The organism is Streptomyces sp. NPDC104309, assembly GCF_055584025.1.
Genome location: NZ_JBVJMV010000027.1, coordinates 1 through 18,531 on the forward strand (window position 1 = coordinate 1; position 18,531 = coordinate 18,531).

The window sequence follows — 18,531 nt, forward strand, 5'->3', positions numbered from 1 at the left end:
GCTCTGTGCTGGGCATAAGGGACGGTTCTCCTGTCGTGCCCTCTCAGGCTAACCCCGCAGAACGGGATGTCTCACCCAAGGCTGACAGAGAGGGGGAGCCGATGACGGGCTCGTACTGTTCTGCGGTGTCTCGGTAGGATTCGAAAAGGAAGGCGTGCCACGGCTGCGTACTGGGCGAGCGAACATGACAGAAACCGTGAGCTTCATCGGAGTGTGACCGGCCATGTCGGTCTGGCATCGACCCCGGCCCTCGCAACTCGTAGTTCAGAGAAGGAGTGATCAACCAGGGCCTCTCCTGCATGCCTTGGCTGACCTCGCGGGCGTTCACTGGAGCTCGCCGACGAGCCGGCGGGCTGTCCGCCGCCAGAGTGTGTCAGGCGCCGGAGGCGCCGTGGCCGACCATGGAAAGGGGGTCGATGACGGAGTCGAACGTCTTCTCGTCGACGTGACCGCTTGCCAGCGCGGCCTCCTTTAGCGTCTGGCCGTTGGCCAGCGCAGCTTCGGCGATGTGTGCCGCGTTCTGGTACCCGATGACGGGGCTCAGGGCCGTGACCAGCATCAGGCTCTGGTCCACGTACTGTCCGATCTTCTCTCGGTTGATTTGCGTACCGCTGACGGAGAAGGTGCGGAACTTCTCCATTCCGTCGGCGAGGATGCGCGTGGAATGGAGGAAGTTGTTGATGATCACCGGGCGCATGGCATTCAGCTCGAAGTTGCCCTGGCTGCCGGCGAAGGCGACTGCCGTGTCGTTGCCGAGCACCTGAATGGCGATCATGACGATGGCTTCGCACTGGGTCGGGTTGACCTTGCCGGGCATGATCGAGGAACCGGGTTCGTTCTGCGGGAGCTCCAGTTCTGCGAAGCCGGTACGCGGGCCCGAGGCCAGCCACCGCATGTCGTTGGCGATCTTCATCAGGGCGACGGCCAGCCCGCGCAGTGCGCCGTGCGCCCGCACCATCGGGTCCAGGGCCCCCTGTGCCATGAACTTGTTCTCGGCTGTGACGAAGGACTTGCCGGTCAGCTCGGCGATCTTGCCGGCGACGTCGTGGCTGAAGCCTTCGGGTGCGTTCAGCCCCGTGCCGACGGCGGTGCCTCCCAGCGCGAGTTCGAGCAGGCCGTCGCGGCTGTGCTCGATCTCCTCGATGCAGGCGCGCAGTTGCGCCGCGTAGCCGGACCATTCCTGCCCGACGGTGAGCGGTACGGCGTCCTCAAGGTGCGTGCGGCCGATCTTGACGACCTTGGCCCATTCCGTGGCTTTTGCCTCGATGGACGCGGCGAGCTCCCGGGCCTGCGGCAGCAGGTGCTCGTCGATTTCCTGGACGGAGGCGACGTGCATCGCGGTCGGGAAGCTGTCGTTGCTGGACTGCCCCATGTTGACGTCGTCGTTCGGGGCGACCGGCTTCTGGGTCCCGAGCGTGCCGCCGAGCAACTGCGACGCGCGGTTGGAGATGACCTCGTTGACGTTCATGTTGCTCTGGGTGCCCGACCCCGTCTGCCAGACGTAGAGCGGAAAGTGGTCGTCGAGCTTGCCCGTGATGGCCTCCTCCGCCGCCCGTACGATGGCCTGCTCCTTCCAGTCGGGCAGCCGTCCAGCGGCAGCGTTGACGAGCGCCGCCGCCTTCTTCACGTAGCCGTAGGCGTGGTAGACCTCCTTCGGCATCCGGTCGCCTCCGATGGAGAAGTGGAGGAGCGAGCGCTGCGTCTGCGCCCCCCAGTACCGGTCAGCCGGCACGTCGACCGTGCCCATACTGTCGAATTCCTGCCGGCTCCCGCCGGCCTGGATCCCGATCGGCAGGTCCTTCATCTCCGGGGTCGACTGGTTGTCGCTCATTGGCCGCCCTCCAGGTCGTCCGGGCGATAGACCGGGTCCCACATCGCGTCCTGGACCGCCTGAATGAGGTTGTCGTGAGACTTTGTCGCGACACCGTCCGCTGCCGCGGCTTTGGCAACGGCGACCGCGACCGTCGCGGACGACGCCCTCAGGTTCGCAACCGGCGGCAGGAGCGATGCTCCGGGCGCCGACACATCGACCTGGCCTGCTACTGCCTCGGCGGCGGCGAGCAGCATGTTGTCCGTGACGCGGCTGGCTCCCGACACGATCGTGCCGAGACCGAGCCCCGGGTAGAGGAGGGCGTTGTTCGCCTGCCCTATCTCGTAGGAGACCCCGTTGTACTGCACCGGCTCGACCGGGATGCCGACCGCCATCAGCACCCTGCCCTCGGTCCAGGGCACCGCGTCCGACGGCATGACCTCGATGCGACTCGTCGGATTCGACAAGGGCAGCAGGATCGGACGCTCGACACCCTCCGCCAGCGCCCTCACGACATCCTCGGTGAACGCGCCGTGGGCCGTGGAGGTGCCGATGAGGATGGTGGGCTTGACGTGTCGGATCGTGGTGAGGAGATCGATCTCACCGTCGCCCCACCCGCCGACCTCGGACTTCGATCGCGCGTAGACCTGCTGGTAGTCGGGGAGGTCCGGCATGGCATCGGTCACCAGGCCGTGGATGTCGATCAGCCAGATGTTCCTCTTCGCCTCGTCGGGGGTCGCACCGTCCCTGAGCATCGCCGCGTGGATCTGGTCGGCCATGCCGGTGCCTGCAGTGCCCGCCCCGAAGACGACGAGCCGCTGCTCGGGCCAGCGTCCCTCGGTGACTTTCAGGGCCGAGAACGCCGAAGCCATGACGATCGCGCCGGTACCCTGCATGTCGTCGTTGAAGATCCGGTACTTGTCGGCGTTCTCCACCAGGATCCGCCGGGCGTTCGACGGCCCGAAGTCCTCGAAATGCAGGAACGCCTTCGGGAACAGCTCGGACGCGGTCTGAAGATACCGGGCGATGAAGTCCTCGTAGCGCCGGCCGCTGACCCGTGCGTGCCGGTTGCCCAGATAGGACGGATTGTTGAGCAGCTGCTCGTTGTCCGTCCCCACGTCGAGGTTCACGGCGATCACGCGGTTGGGGTCGATGCCCGCGGCGGCCGTGTAGACGGCGAGTTTCCCGATGGAGATGTCGGTCCCGTTGACGCCCCAGTCTCCGATGCCCAGGATCTCCTGGGCATCGGAGACGACGATCAGATCGACGTCGTCCGCGCCGAGGCCCAGCGATTGGAACGACGCCTTCATGTCGTCCGGACGGTCGATCGACAGGTACACCGCGCGCGAGTCGCGGTAGTCGACCGACCACTTCTCGATCGCCTCGCCGACCGTGGGATCGTAGACGACCGGGAGCAACTCCTCGAGGTGGTCGGCGAGCAGCTTGAAGTACAACACCTGGTTCCGGTCGTGGACCTCGTTGAGGTAGATGTACTCGTGCAGGTTGGAAGGCTGCTGCAGCAGCTGTGCGTAGGCGCGACGGGCCTGCTCGTCGAGAGTCTCGACCGCTGCCGGCAGTCGCCCCGTGATCCCCAGCCTCGCCCGCTCCTCCAGCGTGTACGCGGTACCGCGGTTGCGATAGCGATCCTGCAGCACGGTCGGCTTGACACGCATTGTGGTGTACCTCCAGCTGTTGCGAGTGCTGCGCGCTCATGAGTGAGCGTGGCTTCACACGACGGGAAAACGTCCGGCCCCCGGTCGGCTTCCGCCAAGCCCTTGCTTTGCGTCCACGGCCTGCCCGTGCCGCTGCCCTCAGCCCCTTGAGACGGCCACGGGAGTCTCGGGCTTCATCTCGTAGGAGTGCTGGATAGCCGGATGCCGGGTCCCGAGGCCGTCCGTGACCTTGCGCTCCCATGGAACCGCCTGGAGCTGCTTGGTCTCCTCAAGCATCGACTTGGGCTCCAGGTTTCGGAAGCTATCGACCTCCCCAGCGGCAACGGCCGTCAGCGTGGCAAACACCGCTTCGGGGTCGAACTGCGGGCGGGGGAAGGCCAGCTTGGAGTAGTCGAAGAGGCGCTCCGAGGCGTCGTCCTCCCAGCTCTCCCAGGTCTGGAACATGCGGTCGTTGAAGCCGGTCAGGAAGGGCCCCGGGTTGACCGTGGCGACTTCGATGTTGTGCTCCTGCAACTCGTAGGCCATGGTCTCGGCGATGGCCTCGACCGCGTGCTTCGAGGCGGAGTAGATGCCGGTGAAGGGATTGACGTTCAGGCCCTCCCGCGAGGACACCCAAACGACGCGGCCGGCCCCGCGCTTGATCATCTGCTTGACGATTCCCTGGGTGAGGACCAGCGGACCCGTGACATTGACCTCGAACTGATGCCGGATGTTCGCCTCGGGAATGTCAACGGTGGAGCCGCCCTCACCGACCCCGGCGTTGTTCACCAGGATCTCCACACCCCAGTCGAGGGCCTTGCGGCGGTCTCCGTCGTTCGTGACGTCGAGCTTCACGACCTGAAGCTCGACTCCTCGCTCCGCCGCCTGCCACTTCAGCGTCTGCACCTGGGCGTAAATCTCCACCCCGGCGATCACGTCGAAGCCCTTCTCGGCGAGGCGCATGGCGGCCTCGAACCCGAAGCCGGTGCCTGCTCCCGTAATGAGGACCTTCTTCAGGTCCTTCAATGCTGCATTCGCCATGTGGAGTCGTTCCTTTCACGTCCTCGGTCCTTCACGGCGCTGCAGGGACCGGCGCACTGCAGGAAACGCCCAACGGCACGCGCCTCGCGGTGGCTTGGAGCAAAAGGTGAGGCTGGATGAGGTGACTGTGGTCGAGCCTCGAAGCCGCCTGCCACACGCAGCGCCACCTGGATCTTCAGATCGGGCACCGATGGTCCCCACGCCGTACCTGATATTCAGTCTGGGCCCGCATGCGGCTCCCGGCAACTCGGCGAACTCGACCTGGCCCGCATTGAATTCAGGTGCCAACTTTCCGGCATCTCGGCGCTATTGGGCGATTGACTTCGAAGGCTTACCCGGAGCTCGCGTTCCACCGCGGCTCAGTTGGAGAGCTCAGGGTTCTCCGCCGCCGACGAGGTCACCGACGTAGGGCGTGCCTTGCTGCGGGCAAGCCGTTCGAGACGTTTGCCGGGGTCCGGGTAGGTCGGGATCACGTGTCGGCCCCACGTTCCGTTGACGAGGCCCGCGAACGCACCGTACAGGCCGAGCGCCGCGGTGAGGAAGCCGAAGCCGCTCGCAACTCTGATCAACGTGGTGGAATTCGACGAACTCGCCTGCCGTGAGCACGGAAACGTTGATGGTAGTGGAGACGAATGCGGCCAGGAGCACGCCCGTAGTTCGAACTGCCGCAAGCGTGAGGACGAGGAGGATTACTGCCCACGGCAGCAGAAACTGGCCCGTCCCCGTGTGAGCCTGTTCTGGGGGCACAATAGAGACGATGTACTTGGCGTAGACCACGAAGCACAGCCAGAACGCGCCCAGCACGGTGAACGCGGCGGCGTCGAGCCTGCTGCCCTGCCGGAACTCGAAGATTCCCGCGATCATCTGGACAAGGCCGCCCACGAAGAACTCGAGCGGGAACGCGGCGGGAAAGAGGGCCGGATTGATGCCGGCATTGAAGAAACTCTGGATGATGTTTGCCATGCTGAATGCAATGAGACCGAGTGGCGCAAGGCCGGGCGCAGTAAGTCCAGGCGGTGGAGCCGCAGGTACGTATGACGATGGATGCGAAACGGAAGGACCCTATCTAGGGTCTCGTTCTGCTGCTCGTGTCAAACTGCTCTACGCAAGAGCACTGGTCAACAGGTTGCATATGGTTCGCCGGAGATGAAATCGAAACGGTCACGAGACAGTAGCAGGCTATGGACGAAGTCTCGGTATGACGCTTCGATGGTGCAGCACCCCGGAGCGAATGATCATCACGAGCGCCGCCGACCTCAGGCACCGAATTCGCCGTTCCACCGCGCTGGAGTAGCCGCCTCCACCTTTGCTGGGGCGGGTACACCTGAACGAATAGAGACCGACGCGCGTCCGCCGGAGATCCGCCAGAGCGAGTTGCCCCCGTAGAAGCGCCAGGAGGGCAATGAACGTGGCCTGCTGGTGATTTTCACTTGCCCCACGACCCCGAAAATCAGGCAGCATTGAAACCGACGCGGACAGGAAAGTGAATATGGGCGCCATGTATTGAATTTCCGCGTCGCCGCGAATACGACTTCCGGTTGCCGCGGCCGCCCGGCGTGGGTAGCATAAAAGGGACATATGCCCGCCCTGACATCAAGGGGAGATCAGTCGTGGGTCGAATTCTTATTGTACTTACCGGCGCAAGTTACTGGACATTCAAGAATGGGCATCGCCATCCGACTGGATATTGGGCCGAGGAATTCGTAGCACCCTACGACGTCTTTACGGACGCCGGCTACGAGGTCACCGTGGCAACACCGGGCGCCGTTATCCCCGTCGTCGACACCATGAGCCTGCAGCCCCGGTACGCGGGCGGCGAGGAGAACATGCTCAAGGAGGCAGCGGTCATCGAGTCGGCCGAACAGCTCCGCCATCCCATCGCCATCAAGGACGTACGGCTCGAGGACTATGACGCGGTCTACTACCCGGGCGGGCACGGCCCAATGGAAGATCTCGCCTTCGACGCGGACTCCGCTGTACTGCTCCGCAAGGCACTCGCGTCGGGTAAGCCCCTCGCCATCGTCTGCCACGCTCCTGCCGCGATCCTCGCGACCCGCGACGAGCACGGCAAAACGCCCTTCGCGGACCTCAACGTGACCGGATTCTGCAACGAGGAAGAAGAGGGCGTCGGTTTCGCCAAGGACGCGAGGTGGCTGCTGGAGGACGAGCTGAAGAAGCTCCCCACCAAGTACACACGTGGTCCCGCCTGGGAGCCGTACACCATGTCGGACGGCAACCTCCACACGGGACAGAATCCGGCTTCGTCGGAGCCGCTGGCGCGGGAAGTGGTCAAGGTTCTTTCCTGAGACCGGCCTTGGGATCCGGACATCCCAGACGCGGCCCGGCGGCACGCCAACTTGGCTCCTCCTCCGGAAGGTGAACCCATGTCCACACAGCACACCGCCCACCCCCTCCAGGGCCGCGTCGCGGTCATCACCGGATCCTCCAGCGGAATCGGAGAGGCGTCCGCCGAGAAGCTGGCCGCGCTCGGCGCACACGCCGTCGTCCTGGCCAGGCGCGCCGACCGGCTGACCGACCTGGTCGCCAGGATCGAGAAGAACGGCGGCAGCGCCACCGCGATCACCGCCGACGTGACCGACAAGGCGGCGGTCCAAGCGGCCGCCGACCAGGTCGCGGCCGAACGAGGCGGCGCCGACCTGCTGCTCAACAACGCCGGCGTCATGCTCCCCGCCCCGATCGAGGAACTGGCAACCGACCAGTGGCAGCGCCAGATCGACCTGAACATCACCGGCCTGATGAACGTCATCGGCGTGTTCGTCCCGCAGCTCGTGAACGCCGCCGGCAAAGACGGCGTGGCCGACCTGATCAACACGTCGTCGATCGCGGCCTAGAACATCTTCCGGAACTTCGCGGTCTACTCCGGCACCAAGGCGTACGTCACCCAGCTCTCCCGCCACCTGCGCGTGGAACTGGGCCCGAAGCACGTCCGCGTCTCGGCCATCGAACCAGGCATCGTCGGTACCGAGCTACAGGAGCACGTCACCGACCAGGGGGCGATCGATTGGCTGGAGGGCTCAAAGGAGGCCATCGAGTGGCTGACGCCCCAGGACATAGCCGACACGATCGGCTTCCTCGCCTCGCTCCCGCGCCGGGTGAACTTCCAGCAAGTCACCATCATGCCGACAGGCCAGCCGTACTGAACCGATCCAGGGCGGGCCAGAGCTCCGGTCGTCTCGCATCGGCGAGGGGCCTCCGGTGTGTGTCGGAGACCCCTCGCCGCGTGCTCGTAACCTCGATTCGTCAGTGGGTTGTGGTCGCTGATCAGCGCGGCTGTTCGCCGTAATGTCCTTGGCCGTTGGAGGACGGGCCGTCGCGTGACGCCGCGGGGTGCGCCGGGTTCCACGGGCCCGGAGAATGCGGGTTGTCCTCCTTCCTGGTCCTCGTCGGGACGGAGTCCGGCCGTCAGGTGGCGACCGGAAGCTGCGTGAGCCTTTTCCAACTGGCGGTGAATGCCGCCGCCCAGGGCCAGGTCCTCTCGATGCGCAGGATGCGACGGCGGGCATGGCGGGCCAGGCGTGCCGGAAGGTGGTAGAGGCGCAAGGGTGAGGATCAACCACGGCCGCACTCTCGTCCGCGCTGATACCGTCGCCGACCGCCTGCCCGCCACGGCCTGGCATTGTCAGAGCGCCGGAAACGGCGCGAAAGGCCCGCGCTACTACGACTGGGCCTGGATCCGCATCGGCACCGGCAGCCACCGGCACCTGCTCATCCGACGCAACCGGTCCACCGGCGAACTCGCCTTCTACCTGTGCTGGTCACCCACCGAAGTGCCCCTGTCCGAGCTGGTCCGCGTGGCCGGTGTCCGCTGGAGCGTCGAGGAATGCTTCCAGGCCGCCAAGGGCCAGGTCGGACTCGACCACTACCAGGTCAGGCACTGGACCTCCTGGCACCGGCACATCACGCTGGCCATGCTCGCCCTGGCCTTCCTGACCGTCCTCGCCGCCGACGCGGCCCCCGAACCGCCTGCCGATACGCACCACTTCATCCGCAGCCGCGATCCGGTCACGCTGACCGTCCCGGAAATCCGACACCTGCTCGTCGCCGTCTTCAACCCACCAGCCGTGACCGCGACCAGGCTGCTGCGCTGGTCCAGCTGGCGCCGACGCCACCAGGCAACAGCCCGACGCAGCCACTACCAACGACGAACCGCGGGCGAACCCGCTGGATAGATCACGAAACCGCACTGGACTACTAACTGAGAGCGAAATGGCCCGGTCACATCGGCAGTGGAGGTTCTTCATGCGGAAGAACTGGGTGTGATGCGAGCCTGTCGCGACGGAGCTGAAGAGTGTTCCAGATCGTTGGCGCGATTACCCACACGTCCGTCTCGTCCGCGGCTCCGGCACTGCGATGGACGACCACGGTGAGTCGGTCCGCCGAGGGGTCAGTCGTCGGCGCCGTAGTGCAGCAGGAAGTCGCGTTCGTGATCGCGCCCGCCGTCGGGGTCGTGCTTCGGGGTGGCCGGATGGGTGGCGATCGTGTCGTCCAGGGCGATGCGTGCGGGCAGGTGCCTGAAGCGGTTGGATCCCGCTTCTCCAGCCTGTTGCTCCTGAGCCATGTGCATCGCGAACAAGTCAGGCCAGTTCGCAATGCGCGGCGCAGTGCGGCGGCGCTATTTCATGCTTCTACCGGCCTCTTGACTTCCTTAAAGTGACCGGTCATATTGGCCCAATGATGAGGATGAAGGAGGAGACCTTGCCCACGTACCGAGCTTTCGAGGTGACGGAGAGCCGCCGTTTCCGGCTGGTCGAGCGGGAGGTCCGGGAGCCGGAGCCGGGTCATGTGCGAGTGCGAGTGGAAGCCTGCGGCGTGTGTCATTCCGATGCCGTGGCGGTGGAGGGATGGCGTGCCGACCCGAGCGCGCCGATCGTGCCGGGACACGAGATCGTCGGCGTGATCGACGCGGTCGGTGACGGCGTGTGGGGCTGGAGTGTCGGGGAGCGTGTCGGGATCGGGTTCCTCGGCGGGCAGTGCGGGCAGTGCGAGCGCTGCCGCCGGGGCGACTTCGTCAACTGCTCCGACCAGCCGCAGACCGGGACCACGGTCGACGGCGGATACGCCGAGGTGGTCCACGCCAGGAGCAGCGCGCTGGTCAGGGTTCCCGAGGGTCTCAGTGTGCTGGAGACGGCACCCCTGCTGTGCGCCGGACTGACCATGTACACGGCCCTGGGACGGCTGCCGATCCGGCCGGGCGCGCTGGTTGCGGTCCAGGGCATCGGCGGACTGGGCCATCTGGGGCTTCAGTACGCCGCCCGCCTCGGCTACCGCGTGGCGGCCATCGCCCGCGGTGAGGGCAAGGACGAACTGTCACGGCACCTTGGTGCCGATCACTACATCGACAGCACGGCCCAGAACCCCGGGCAGGCACTGCGGGACCTCGGTGGCGCCGACGCGATCATCGCCACCGCAGCCAGCGGCGCCTCGATGAACGGCCTGGTCACAGGTCTGGCCCCGCAGGGACATCTGATGGTGGTGGGCGCCGCCCCCGACCCGATCACCGTCGGGACACCCGACCTGATCTTCGGCACCCGCACCGTCAGCGGCTCGCTCACCGGCAGCTCCATCGAGAACGAGGACAACCTCGCCTTCACCCTGCGCCATGGCGTCCTGCCCATGACCGAGGTGATCCCGCTGTCGCAGGCGCCCGCCGCCTACGAGCGCATGATGTCCGGCCAGGCCCGGTTCCGCATCGTCCTCGACACCACCGCCTGACACTCCCGGCGAACGCGGACGATGGCGCCGCATCGATGCTGGCTTTCCGTCCGCGCCTCTGACCACGCCGGAACCCCATGCGCTCCTCATTCGCTCACACCAGCGGCCTGTTCAGATCCAGCCCTTCCCACAGAACGGAACACCATCATGACCACGTACCCCGCCCTCACCTCCGACGCCGCCGCCGCCCTGCTGGCGCGGCTGAGCCGGACCTTCGCTGACGGGCGCACCAAGCCGCTGGCCTGGCGCATGGAGCAGCTCACCCGGCTGCGGGCACTGCTGACCGAGAACCGTGAGGCCATAGCCGACGCCCTGTGGGCGGATCTGCGCAAGGACCGTGCCGCGGTGGACTCCGACGAGATCGGCACCACGGTCCTGGAGATCGACGACTACCTGGAGCACCTGGAGGAGTGGCTCGCCCCGCAGCCAGCCGAGGTCTCCGTGCCCTACCTGCCGGACGGCAGCACGGCCCACACCCGGTTTGACCCCCTCGGCGTCACCCTGGTCATCTCGGCGTGGAACTTCCCGATCTATCTGCTGCTGGTCCCTGTGGCCGGCGCGCTGGCAGCTGGCAACGCGGTGGTCCTCAAGCCCTCCGAGCTGGCCGAGCGGACCTCCGAACTGCTGGGCCGACTGGTGCCGGCCTACCTCGACACCGACGCCGTGGCCGTGGTCCAGGGCGGTGTGGAGCAGACGACATCCCTGCTGGCCCAGCCGTTCGACCACATCTTCTACACCGGGAATGGCGTTGTGGGCCGGATCGTGATGCGTGCCGCCGCCGAGCACCTCACCCCTGTCACCCTCGAACTCGGCGGGAAGTCCCCGGTCTTCATCGACCGCGACGCCGACATCGACACGGTCGCCGCCCGACTGGCGGCCACCAAGTTCTCCAACGCGGGCCAGATCTGCATCGCCCCCGACTATGTCCTCACCGACCCCGAGACCGCCGACGCCCTGACCGAGGCCCTGGCCAAGGCCGTCGAGCAGCTCTACGGCGCCGACCCGAAGGTGGCCGACAACTACGGACGTATCGTCAACGACCGCCATTTCCAGCGCCTCATGGGCCTGATCGGCTCGGGCCGTACCGCGCTCGGTGGTGAGCACGAACGGACCGAGAAGTACATCGCTCCGACGGTGCTGCGGGACGTGCGGCCGGACGAGCCGGTCATGCAGGAGGAGATCTTCGGGCCGATCCTGCCGATCCTGACGGTCGCCGACGTCACCGAGGCCATCGAATTCATCAACGCCCGCTCCAAGCCTCTGGCTGCCTACGCCTTCACCGGCAACGACACCACCCGCGACCGGCTGATAGACGAGACCTCCTCCGGTGCTGTCAGCTTCGGCCTGCCGGTCCTTCATGTGACCGTGCCGACCCTGCCGTTCGGGGGTGTTGGCGAGAGCGGCATGGGCAACTACCACGGCCGCTACTCCCTGGAGACCTTCAGCCACCGCAAGGCCGTCCTCGACGTCCCGCTGCACTGACCTGCCCTCCAAGCTCGACTCACCCGTGGAAGGGTTCCCATGTCTCCCCAGATCACCTTCGTCCGGATGGTGGAGAACCAGACACCAGCACCGAAATCCGCACCGGCACGGGCAGTGACAGCAGCGGTATCGGAGCGGGCGAGGAGTCCCTGGCCCGGCTTCACGGTCGTCAGCCTCGGGCAGCTCGGACTGTTCATCAACATCACCCAGACCACCTCCACGCTCGCCTCCGTCCAGGCCGCGCTGCACACCACCAGCTCCCAGCTGGTCTGGATCGCCAGCATCTACGCGATGATGGTGGCTTGTTTCGTCCTGGCCGCCGGCACGCTCGGCGACATCCTCGGCCGCCGCCGTGTCTTCACCGGCGGGGTGTTCCTGCTCGGACTGGGCAGCCTCCTGGTCTTCCTGGCACCGTCGGCGGCGGTCGTCATGGCGGGCCAGGCCGTCATGGGTCTGGGCGGAGCCGCGATCCTGCCCACGAGCCTGGCGATCGTTACCAGCACCTTCAAGGACCCCCGATCGCGTACGACTGCGGTGGGTATCTGGGTCGCCGTCTCCGGCCTGGGTCTGGCCCTCGGCCCGATCCTCGCCGGCGCGGTCCTGCTGTACTTCTCCTGGCACGCGGCTTTCCTGGTCAATGTCGCGCTGGCGGTGCTGATCCTGGTACTCACCCCCCGCTACGTTACCGAGAGCCGGCAGCCCGGACGGCACCTGGACCCACCCGGTCTCGCACTGACCGTCGTCGTCATCGCCCTGCTGAACTTCGCTGTCATCCAGGGCGGATACGAGGGCTTCGGCACCCCCGAAGTCCTGTGGTCCTTCGCCGGGTTCGTCCTGGTCCTCGGAGTCTTCCTGATCGTCGAGAGCCGCACCCGCACCCCGATGCTCAACCTGCGACTGTTCCGCAACCCCTCCTTCACCACGGCCAATCTGGTCGCCCTGGTGGCCCAGTACGCATTCGTGGCCATGGCGATCGCCCAGGTCCTGTACTTCCAGCGTGTCCGCCACGAATCGATCCTTGAGACCGGACTGATCATGCTGCCGGTGACCGGTTCCTATCTGCTGGTCAGCGCGGTGGCCGGGCGGGTCGTCGGCAGACTCGGCTTCAAGGTCACCCTCGTGCTCGGCTCCCTGACGGCAGCCACCGGAACCCTGCTGATGCTCACCCAGACCGCTCACACCTCCGCGGCGCTGATCGGCGTGTATCTCGCAGTCTTCGGTGCGGGCGCGGGCCTGGTCCTCCCGCCGAGCACCGCGGCCGCGGTCGTCAGTGTTCCCCCGGCCGAGGCCGGTATGGCCAGCGGCACCGTCAACCTGTTCCGGCAGATCGGAAACACCCTCGGCGCCAGCGTCACCGGAACGATTGTCACCAGCGGGCTGATCAACCGGCTGCCCGACCAGCTCACCCGGCATGGAGTGCCGTCCGAAGCCACCCGGGACATCACCAATGGCATAGCCTCCGGCACACCGCTCGACGCCGTATCGGCCGGGACCCGCGACAACGTCTCGGCCGCCTTCGGGGACGCCTTCACCGCCGCACTCCACCTGGCCGTCCTGATTCCAGCGGTCGGAGCCCTCCTCGCCGCACTGGCCGCAGCGCTCTTCGTGCGCAAACGCGCCCAGCTCCTCTGAGAACACCCGTACGCACACCCGTATCCGTATCCGCAGAGGGACCGTCATGGACATCGAAGCAAGGACCCCGGAGAACACCGCGTTCGTCCTGGTCGACTATGTCACCGGCTACGCCAACCTCATCCGGACCCAGTCCATCACCGACAACGTCACCGGAGCCGTCGCCCTGGCCCGGATGGCGCTCGGGTACGGGGCGCCGCTGGTGGTGACGCTCGGCCCCGAGCGTGATCCGCGCGGCACGCTGTACCCCGAACTCGCCCGGGAGATAGGTGACCTGCCAGTGATCCACCGGGCCGGCACATTCGACGCCTTCGGCCACCCCGGTTTCGAGGAGGCCATCGAATCGACCGGCGTTCAGCATCTGGTGATCGCCGGACTCACCACCGAGGGCTGTGTGCTGCGTACCTCGGTGGGCGCACTGCGGCGGGGGCTCGGCGTCACGGTGGTTGTCGACGCTTGCGCCGGATCCACCCAGGTCGCCCACGACACCGCCCTGGCCCGACTCACTCAGCTCGGAGTTTCCTTCACCACCTGGCTCTCCCTGGCCGCCGAACTCCAGGTCACCTACGACAACGAGAAGACGGTCGAAGTCTTCCGCTCGGTCCAAGCCGTGGACGCGTCGTACCACATGAACGCCGAGCAGCTCTCCAACGCCCTGCGTCTGGGGGCGGGGGAGTGATACCTCGCCGGCAACGGTGAGGCGTGAACCTGTCCTGCCTGGAACAGGCGGGGCAGAGGGGCATGCCCTGACAGCGATGTCCAGCCCGTCAATGGCGAGGTCACCGCCATCGCATCAAGGGCATGGCGAGCACGAACTGTGATCTGAACTGAACTGTGACTGCCACGGCGGGACCTGCCCGCCTGCCACCGCATGGCACCAGCTATGGGGCGCGACCCGAGAGAAAGAGTCTGTGATGGTAACGAAAGACAATTCCCGTGGATCCGGCACCGACCGCCGCCGGTTCCTGGGCTTGGCCGCGGGGGCGGCGGGCGCAGCTGCCGCCACCCAGCTCGCGATGCCCGGCAACGCACAAGCGGCGGCCGCCGGGGCGACCCTGCCGCCCGCGGCGGACGCCTCCGCCCCGGTCCCGGAGATCGCCGGTGTCCGCCCGTTCCGCATCAAGGTCCCCGAAGACGACCTGCGGGAATTGCGGCAGCGTATCCGCGCGACCCGCTGGCCCGACAAGGAGACCGTGTCCGACCGGTCCCAGGGCGCACAGCTGGCGAAGCTCAGGCCGCTGGTCGAGTACTGGGGCAAGGGGTACGACTGGCGCAAGGTCGAGAGGCGCCTCAACGGGCTGCCTCAGTTCATCACCGCGATCGACGGCCTGGACATCCAGTTCGCCCACATCCGTTCGCCGCACGCCGACGCCCTGCCGATGCTCATGACGCACGGCTGGCCCGGCTCCATCATCGAGCTGCTCAAGGTCATCGACCCGCTGACCAACCCCACGGCCCACGGCGGGCGCGCCGAGGACGCCTTCCACCTCGTCCTGCCGACGCTGCCCGGCTACGGCTTCTCCGGCAAGCCGACCACCACCGGCTGGGACCCGGCCCGCACGTCCCGCGCCTTCCACACCCTGATGCAGCGCCTCGGCTACCCGCGCTACGTCTCCCAGGGCGGTGACTGGGGGGCGATCATCTCCGAGAACCTCGCCGCACAACGCGCTCCGGGACTGCTCGGCATCCACGTCAACATGCCCGGCACCGTCCCGCCGGACATCCTGCGCCACCTGCTCAACTTCGACGCCGCTCCGGCGAACCTCACGGCACCGGAAGTGCGGGCGTACAACCGGCTGCTGCACTTCTACCACGACGGCTTCGGCTACGCGGCGATGATGAACCAGACCCCGCAGACCATCGCCTACGCCCTCCACGACTCGCCGGTCGCCATGGCCGCCTACTACTACGACAAGTTCGCCGAATGGACCGACTCCGGCGGCGTACCGGAGAAGGTCCTCACCCGTGACGAGATCCTCGACGCCATCTCCCTGTACTGGCTGACCGACACCGGGGGATCCTCCTCCCGGCTGTACTGGGAGGGCTACCAGGCCGGCGGCGGCCCGTTCAACGCCGTCCCCATCCCTGACGTCCCCGTCGCGGTCACCGTGTTCCCTGGTGAGATCTACCCCGCACCGCGCAGCTGGGGCGAGCGGACCTTCGGCAACATCATCCACTGGAACGAAGTCGACCGCGGCGGTCACTTCGCCGCTTGGGAGCAGCCGCAGCTCCTGACCCAGGAACTGCGCACCGCTTTCCGCACGCTGCGGTAGCAAAGGAATCACGGGGGCTGCCAGGCCGACCACGCCTGGCAGCCCCCGCCCAGATGACGAGGGAGTACAGACATGACCAGGACCCGCACCATCACCTGGAGCGACCCGCAGGTCACCGCAGCCGCCGTCGGACAGCGCAGCGGTCTGGAGTTCGTCCAGGACCTCATCGCCGGACGAGTGCCCGGACCGCCCCTCGCAGCCGTGCTTGGGTTCACCCTCGACCACGCCGAGTTCGGCAGCGCGACGTTCATGCTGGAACCGGGTGAGGAGCACTACAACCCGATCGGCAGCGTGCAACGGTGGCGTCTACGCCACCCTGCTCGACTCGGCCGCCGGCTGCGCCGTCCAGACCGTGCTGCCTCCAGGTACGGGATACACCTCGCTGGATCTGACCGTGAAGTTCCTGCGCCCGATCACCGTCGACACCGGCAAGGTCCGCGCCGTCGGCACCATCCTCAACCACGGCCGCCGCACCGCCCTCGCTCAGGCGGAGCTGTTCGACGGTCGGGATCGACTGCTCGCCTCCGCGATGAGCAGCTGCTTGATCTTTCCGCTCACCACGTACTGACCGACAGCCGGAGACGGGCCCCGGCGTTCTCAGGGGCACCCGCGCCGGAGGACCCTGGGTTTGCTGAACAAGTCGTGCAGCGCGCGGGTCTGAGAGGACGTGTCTCCGATGAGCGCCGTCTCGGCCATGTGTCCCGAGCGAGCTCAGGGCCGCCAGGTAGCGTTGGCTGCGGTAGGTGCCGAGGAGCCTCAGAGGTCCACGTTCTTGGATCCCTGCGGCCAGCTTCCACCCCAGGTTCATCGCGCCCTGCAGACCGATGGTGAGGCCGCCCCCGCCCCGCCGGGAAGCTCATGTGCGCGGCGTCGCCGGCCACAGGCACGCGGCCAAGACTGAAGGTTGCTCCGCCGTCCGGGTTGCGCTGCCGAACCGGCACAGCAACCGAGCTGCATGATGCCGAAGTCGGAGCCGGCGACCCGCCTTGCCCGGTCCCTCAGCCGTTCCAGAGTCAGCTCGCTGCCTGGTCTTGGCCTTCAGGCGCTGCCGTCGCTGGTGTCGTCCAGCCACTTGGGGTGTTCGCGGGCCGCCCACGCGCGGTCGACTTCGCTGGTGCGCATTCCAGTGAGCTCCTGCGATCCAGCCGGCGTAGATCTTCTGGCCGAGGTTGAACTTGCCGGCCGGTCTTGCCCTGGGTCCGGTCCAGCGGTGGCGCACTGCGCGCAGCCAGGCGCGGTCGTAGGGCACGAGGCGGTTGAGTCGCCGCAGGTCGGCGCGCAGTACAAAAGAGGCGAGTTCTAGCAGTAGTGGGACCGGCAGCATCAGGCCGGACCATTCGTGGACCACTTCCACCAGCCGCCGCCTGCCGACGAGTTCGGTGGGCGGCGGGAAGGACAGGCAGGCGGCCGACGCACGCGAGCATCAGCAGGCCGGTTGTGCGGTGGACGAGGCGCTCGGCGCAGGTGAACCGGGCCACGCGCCGCGGTTGGTCAGGCACGTGACAGGCCTTGGCCGGTGTCGGCGCCGGGAAGCCATCCGCCGACGTCATAGCCGTAGTCCTCCCAGTACCTGGGGATCACTTTGTCGGTCATGGTGATGCCGGAGAGCCATTTCGCCGACTTGTAGAAGAACATCGGTGCGACGAACAGCCGCACTGGCCCTCCGTGCTCGTGCGAGACCGGCGCGTCCTGCATGCCTAGTGCCACCAGCACGTCGGGGCGCATGGCCTGCTCCATGTAGGCCCCGTCGAAGCACGTGAACCGGATGGCTCTGCCTTCGGGGCGGACGTCGGCGGTGGCAAGGAGTTCCGAGCGCCGCCCCCCTCGAAGGGCGTGTTCGCCACGCCCCAGTCGTCGGTGCACTGCACGTCGCGCACGAGGCGGGTCTGGGGCATGGCCTGCAGCTCTGCGAGCCGGTACGAGCGCGGGCGGCCGACCGGGCCGTCCACGGTGAGCGTGTAGGTGGAAGCGTCTCTGCGCGGAACACTCGACGTGACCGAGTAGTAGCGAAAGCCCCCGGGATTGGGTAGCAGGTTGCTCAGGCCCGTGGGGTCGTGCTGACTTATGGTGCTGAGGACGTGGTCCCGGCTGCGGCGCAAGACTGGCGCGGCTGTCAGGCTTGCCGCTCTGAGGGCGAGGGTCTACAGGAACACCCGTCGGCCTGTCGGCGCGCCTTGACCGCGCTCGCTGCGCTCTGAAGTCATCTTGGATCTCCTGGTGGTCGGCTTTCGCGGCCCCGGTTTGTCGTCGGCCGCGTCCGCGCCGGTGGTCCGCACTGGAGCTGGGTCGCGGAGCACACCTTGCCGCACGTCGTGGTGCTCCATGAACGCCCGTGGGCCGGCCTTGGGCAGGGAAGGGCAGGATCAGTGGCCCGGCCGCGGTCGAGCCCCTGTCGTTCGATCCGGAGCCTGCACGTCGCGGGGCGCGTGCTCATTTCTCGGGCAGGTGGTTGAAGAGACGAACCTGTCCCCGGGCAATCAGTCGGCCGTTGGTGTCCGTGATTTCGGCCGTCCACAGCTGTAGCGCCCTTCCCTGGTGGACGGGCCGCGCCAGCACGTCGAGTCGGCCTTCGCGATGCGGTCGCAGGAAGTCTGTCTGGTTGTTCACACCGACCGCGTACCCACCGGACTCGGCAGCGGCGGCGGACGCGCCGACTGACGCCACGCTCTCGATGACCGTGGCGTACACGCCCCCGTGAGTGATGCCCCAGGGCGTGTGGTGCTCGTTCGTCACACCAACGTGGGCGCGGACCTCGTGGGGCGAGATCTTGTCGAAGTGCAGGCCGAGCGCCCGTAGGAAAGCACCCGCGTGCGCGGGGTCGAGGTCCACCTGAAGGTCGTGGTCGTCCATGGCCGTCTCTCTGTCTCTCGGGTAGTCGGGCGGGTGGTCCCTGTGGGGAGGTCTTCGC

12 protein-coding genes and 8 pseudogenes are annotated in these 18,531 nt (G+C 67.1%); 10 read left to right on the top strand and 10 right to left on the bottom strand.

The features are described 5' to 3' along the window. Positions 1-94: 94 nt before the first annotated feature. Positions 95-217: pseudogene (locus ACZ68L_RS31000) on the top strand (nitroreductase family protein); the annotation flags it as partial. Between the two features lie 156 nt (positions 218-373). On the opposite strand, the gene fumC reads toward ACZ68L_RS31000, so the two are convergent. From fumC to ACZ68L_RS31025, 5 genes and pseudogenes are all read right to left on the bottom strand, one after another. Next, positions 374-1,831: a class II fumarate hydratase gene (fumC, locus tag ACZ68L_RS31005; protein ID WP_469583355.1), complete on the bottom strand. Its 1,458-nt coding sequence runs from the start codon at positions 1,829-1,831 to the stop codon at positions 374-376. Beyond that, the gene (locus ACZ68L_RS31010; RefSeq protein WP_469583359.1) at positions 1,828-3,483 is read right to left on the bottom strand and encodes an NAD-dependent malic enzyme; all 1,656 of its coding nucleotides are present in this window, start codon (positions 3,481-3,483) and stop codon (positions 1,828-1,830) included. Before ACZ68L_RS31010 ends, fumC begins: the two co-directional genes overlap by 4 nt. A 138-nt stretch (positions 3,484-3,621) precedes the next feature. Then, the gene (locus tag ACZ68L_RS31015; RefSeq protein WP_469583362.1) at positions 3,622-4,503 is read right to left on the bottom strand and encodes an SDR family oxidoreductase; all 882 of its coding nucleotides are present in this window, start codon (positions 4,501-4,503) and stop codon (positions 3,622-3,624) included. A gap of 359 nt (positions 4,504-4,862) precedes the next feature. Next, the gene (locus ACZ68L_RS31020) at positions 4,863-5,072 is read right to left on the bottom strand and encodes a hypothetical protein (protein WP_469583638.1); all 210 of its coding nucleotides are present in this window, start codon (positions 5,070-5,072) and stop codon (positions 4,863-4,865) included. Positions 5,073-5,127: 55 nt separating this feature from the next. Then, positions 5,128-5,466: pseudogene (locus ACZ68L_RS31025) on the bottom strand (acetate uptake transporter); the annotation flags it as partial. Positions 5,467-6,113: 647 nt separating this feature from the next. Between ACZ68L_RS31025 and ACZ68L_RS31030 the strand changes: the two are divergent. The 3 genes and pseudogenes from ACZ68L_RS31030 to ACZ68L_RS31040 all read left to right on the top strand — a co-directional run. Continuing rightward, on the top strand, positions 6,114-6,809 hold the full coding sequence (locus tag ACZ68L_RS31030) for a type 1 glutamine amidotransferase domain-containing protein (RefSeq protein WP_469583363.1): 696 nt from the start codon (positions 6,114-6,116) through the stop codon (positions 6,807-6,809). Positions 6,810-6,887: 78 nt separating this feature from the next. Further along, positions 6,888-7,664: pseudogene (locus ACZ68L_RS31035) on the top strand (SDR family oxidoreductase). 399 nt (positions 7,665-8,063) lie between these two features. Beyond that, a pseudogene (locus ACZ68L_RS31040) lies at positions 8,064-8,693 on the top strand (transposase family protein); the annotation flags it as partial. A gap of 215 nt (positions 8,694-8,908) precedes the next feature. Here the strand turns inward: ACZ68L_RS31040 and ACZ68L_RS31045 are convergent. Beyond that, a complete protein-coding gene (locus tag ACZ68L_RS31045) occupies positions 8,909-9,088 on the bottom strand; it encodes a hypothetical protein (protein ID WP_469583365.1) in 180 nt (59 codons plus the stop codon). A 131-nt stretch (positions 9,089-9,219) separates the two neighbouring features. On the opposite strand from ACZ68L_RS31045, the gene ACZ68L_RS31050 reads away from it, so the two are divergent. The 6 genes and pseudogenes from ACZ68L_RS31050 to ACZ68L_RS31075 all read left to right on the top strand — a co-directional run bounded on the left by ACZ68L_RS31050 (position 9,220) and on the right by ACZ68L_RS31075 (position 16,191). Then, positions 9,220-10,236: an alcohol dehydrogenase catalytic domain-containing protein gene (locus ACZ68L_RS31050; protein ID WP_469583370.1), complete on the top strand. Its 1,017-nt coding sequence runs from the start codon at positions 9,220-9,222 to the stop codon at positions 10,234-10,236. Positions 10,237-10,383: 147 nt separating this feature from the next. Further along, positions 10,384-11,718, top strand: coding sequence for an aldehyde dehydrogenase family protein (locus tag ACZ68L_RS31055; protein ID WP_469583372.1), 1,335 nt, complete (start codon positions 10,384-10,386; stop codon positions 11,716-11,718). Between the two features lie 39 nt (positions 11,719-11,757). Continuing rightward, positions 11,758-13,350 (top strand): MFS transporter, encoded by a 1,593-nt coding sequence (locus ACZ68L_RS31060; RefSeq protein WP_469583375.1) that lies wholly within the window; start codon positions 11,758-11,760, stop codon positions 13,348-13,350. 46 nt (positions 13,351-13,396) lie between these two features. Beyond that, on the top strand, positions 13,397-14,029 hold the full coding sequence (locus ACZ68L_RS31065) for an isochorismatase family protein (protein WP_469583378.1): 633 nt from the start codon (positions 13,397-13,399) through the stop codon (positions 14,027-14,029). A 235-nt stretch (positions 14,030-14,264) separates the two neighbouring features. Then, positions 14,265-15,623 carry an epoxide hydrolase family protein gene (locus ACZ68L_RS31070; protein WP_469583381.1) on the top strand — a complete coding sequence of 453 codons (1,359 nt, stop codon included), beginning with the start codon at positions 14,265-14,267 and terminating at the stop codon, positions 15,621-15,623. A gap of 72 nt (positions 15,624-15,695) precedes the next feature. Beyond that, positions 15,696-16,191: pseudogene (locus ACZ68L_RS31075) on the top strand (PaaI family thioesterase). A 162-nt stretch (positions 16,192-16,353) separates the two neighbouring features. Here ACZ68L_RS31075 and ACZ68L_RS31080 read toward each other — a convergent pair. From ACZ68L_RS31080 to ACZ68L_RS31095, 4 genes and pseudogenes are all read right to left on the bottom strand, one after another. Continuing rightward, positions 16,354-16,455 (bottom strand): annotated as a pseudogene (locus ACZ68L_RS31080) (hypothetical protein); the annotation flags it as partial. Positions 16,456-16,752: 297 nt separating this feature from the next. Then, positions 16,753-17,047: pseudogene (locus tag ACZ68L_RS31085) on the bottom strand (cytochrome b/b6 domain-containing protein); the annotation flags it as partial. 67 nt (positions 17,048-17,114) lie between these two features. Then, a pseudogene (locus tag ACZ68L_RS31090) lies at positions 17,115-17,740 on the bottom strand (molybdopterin-dependent oxidoreductase). Between the two features lie 313 nt (positions 17,741-18,053). After that, a complete protein-coding gene (locus ACZ68L_RS31095) occupies positions 18,054-18,473 on the bottom strand; it encodes a PaaI family thioesterase (RefSeq protein ID WP_469583383.1) in 420 nt (139 codons plus the stop codon). Between the last annotated feature and the right edge of the window lie 58 nt (positions 18,474-18,531).

Excerpts from the sequence above, each read along its gene's own strand:
- fumC (WP_469583355.1), bottom strand. The coding sequence starts at position 1,831 with ATGAGCGACAACCAGTCGACCCCGGAGATGAAGGACCTGCCGATCGGG.
- ACZ68L_RS31010 (WP_469583359.1), bottom strand. The coding sequence starts at position 3,483 with ATGCGTGTCAAGCCGACCGTGCTGCAGGATCGCTATCGCAACCGCGGT.
- ACZ68L_RS31015 (WP_469583362.1), bottom strand. The coding sequence starts at position 4,503 with ATGGCGAATGCAGCATTGAAGGACCTGAAGAAGGTCCTCATTACGGGA.
- ACZ68L_RS31045 (WP_469583365.1), bottom strand. The coding sequence starts at position 9,088 with ATGCACATGGCTCAGGAGCAACAGGCTGGAGAAGCGGGATCCAACCGC.
- ACZ68L_RS31055 (WP_469583372.1), top strand. The coding sequence starts at position 10,384 with ATGACCACGTACCCCGCCCTCACCTCCGACGCCGCCGCCGCCCTGCTG.
- ACZ68L_RS31060 (WP_469583375.1), top strand. The coding sequence starts at position 11,758 with ATGTCTCCCCAGATCACCTTCGTCCGGATGGTGGAGAACCAGACACCA.
- ACZ68L_RS31065 (WP_469583378.1), top strand. The coding sequence starts at position 13,397 with ATGGACATCGAAGCAAGGACCCCGGAGAACACCGCGTTCGTCCTGGTC.
- ACZ68L_RS31070 (WP_469583381.1), top strand. The coding sequence starts at position 14,265 with ATGGTAACGAAAGACAATTCCCGTGGATCCGGCACCGACCGCCGCCGG.
- ACZ68L_RS31095 (WP_469583383.1), bottom strand. The coding sequence starts at position 18,473 with ATGGACGACCACGACCTTCAGGTGGACCTCGACCCCGCGCACGCGGGT.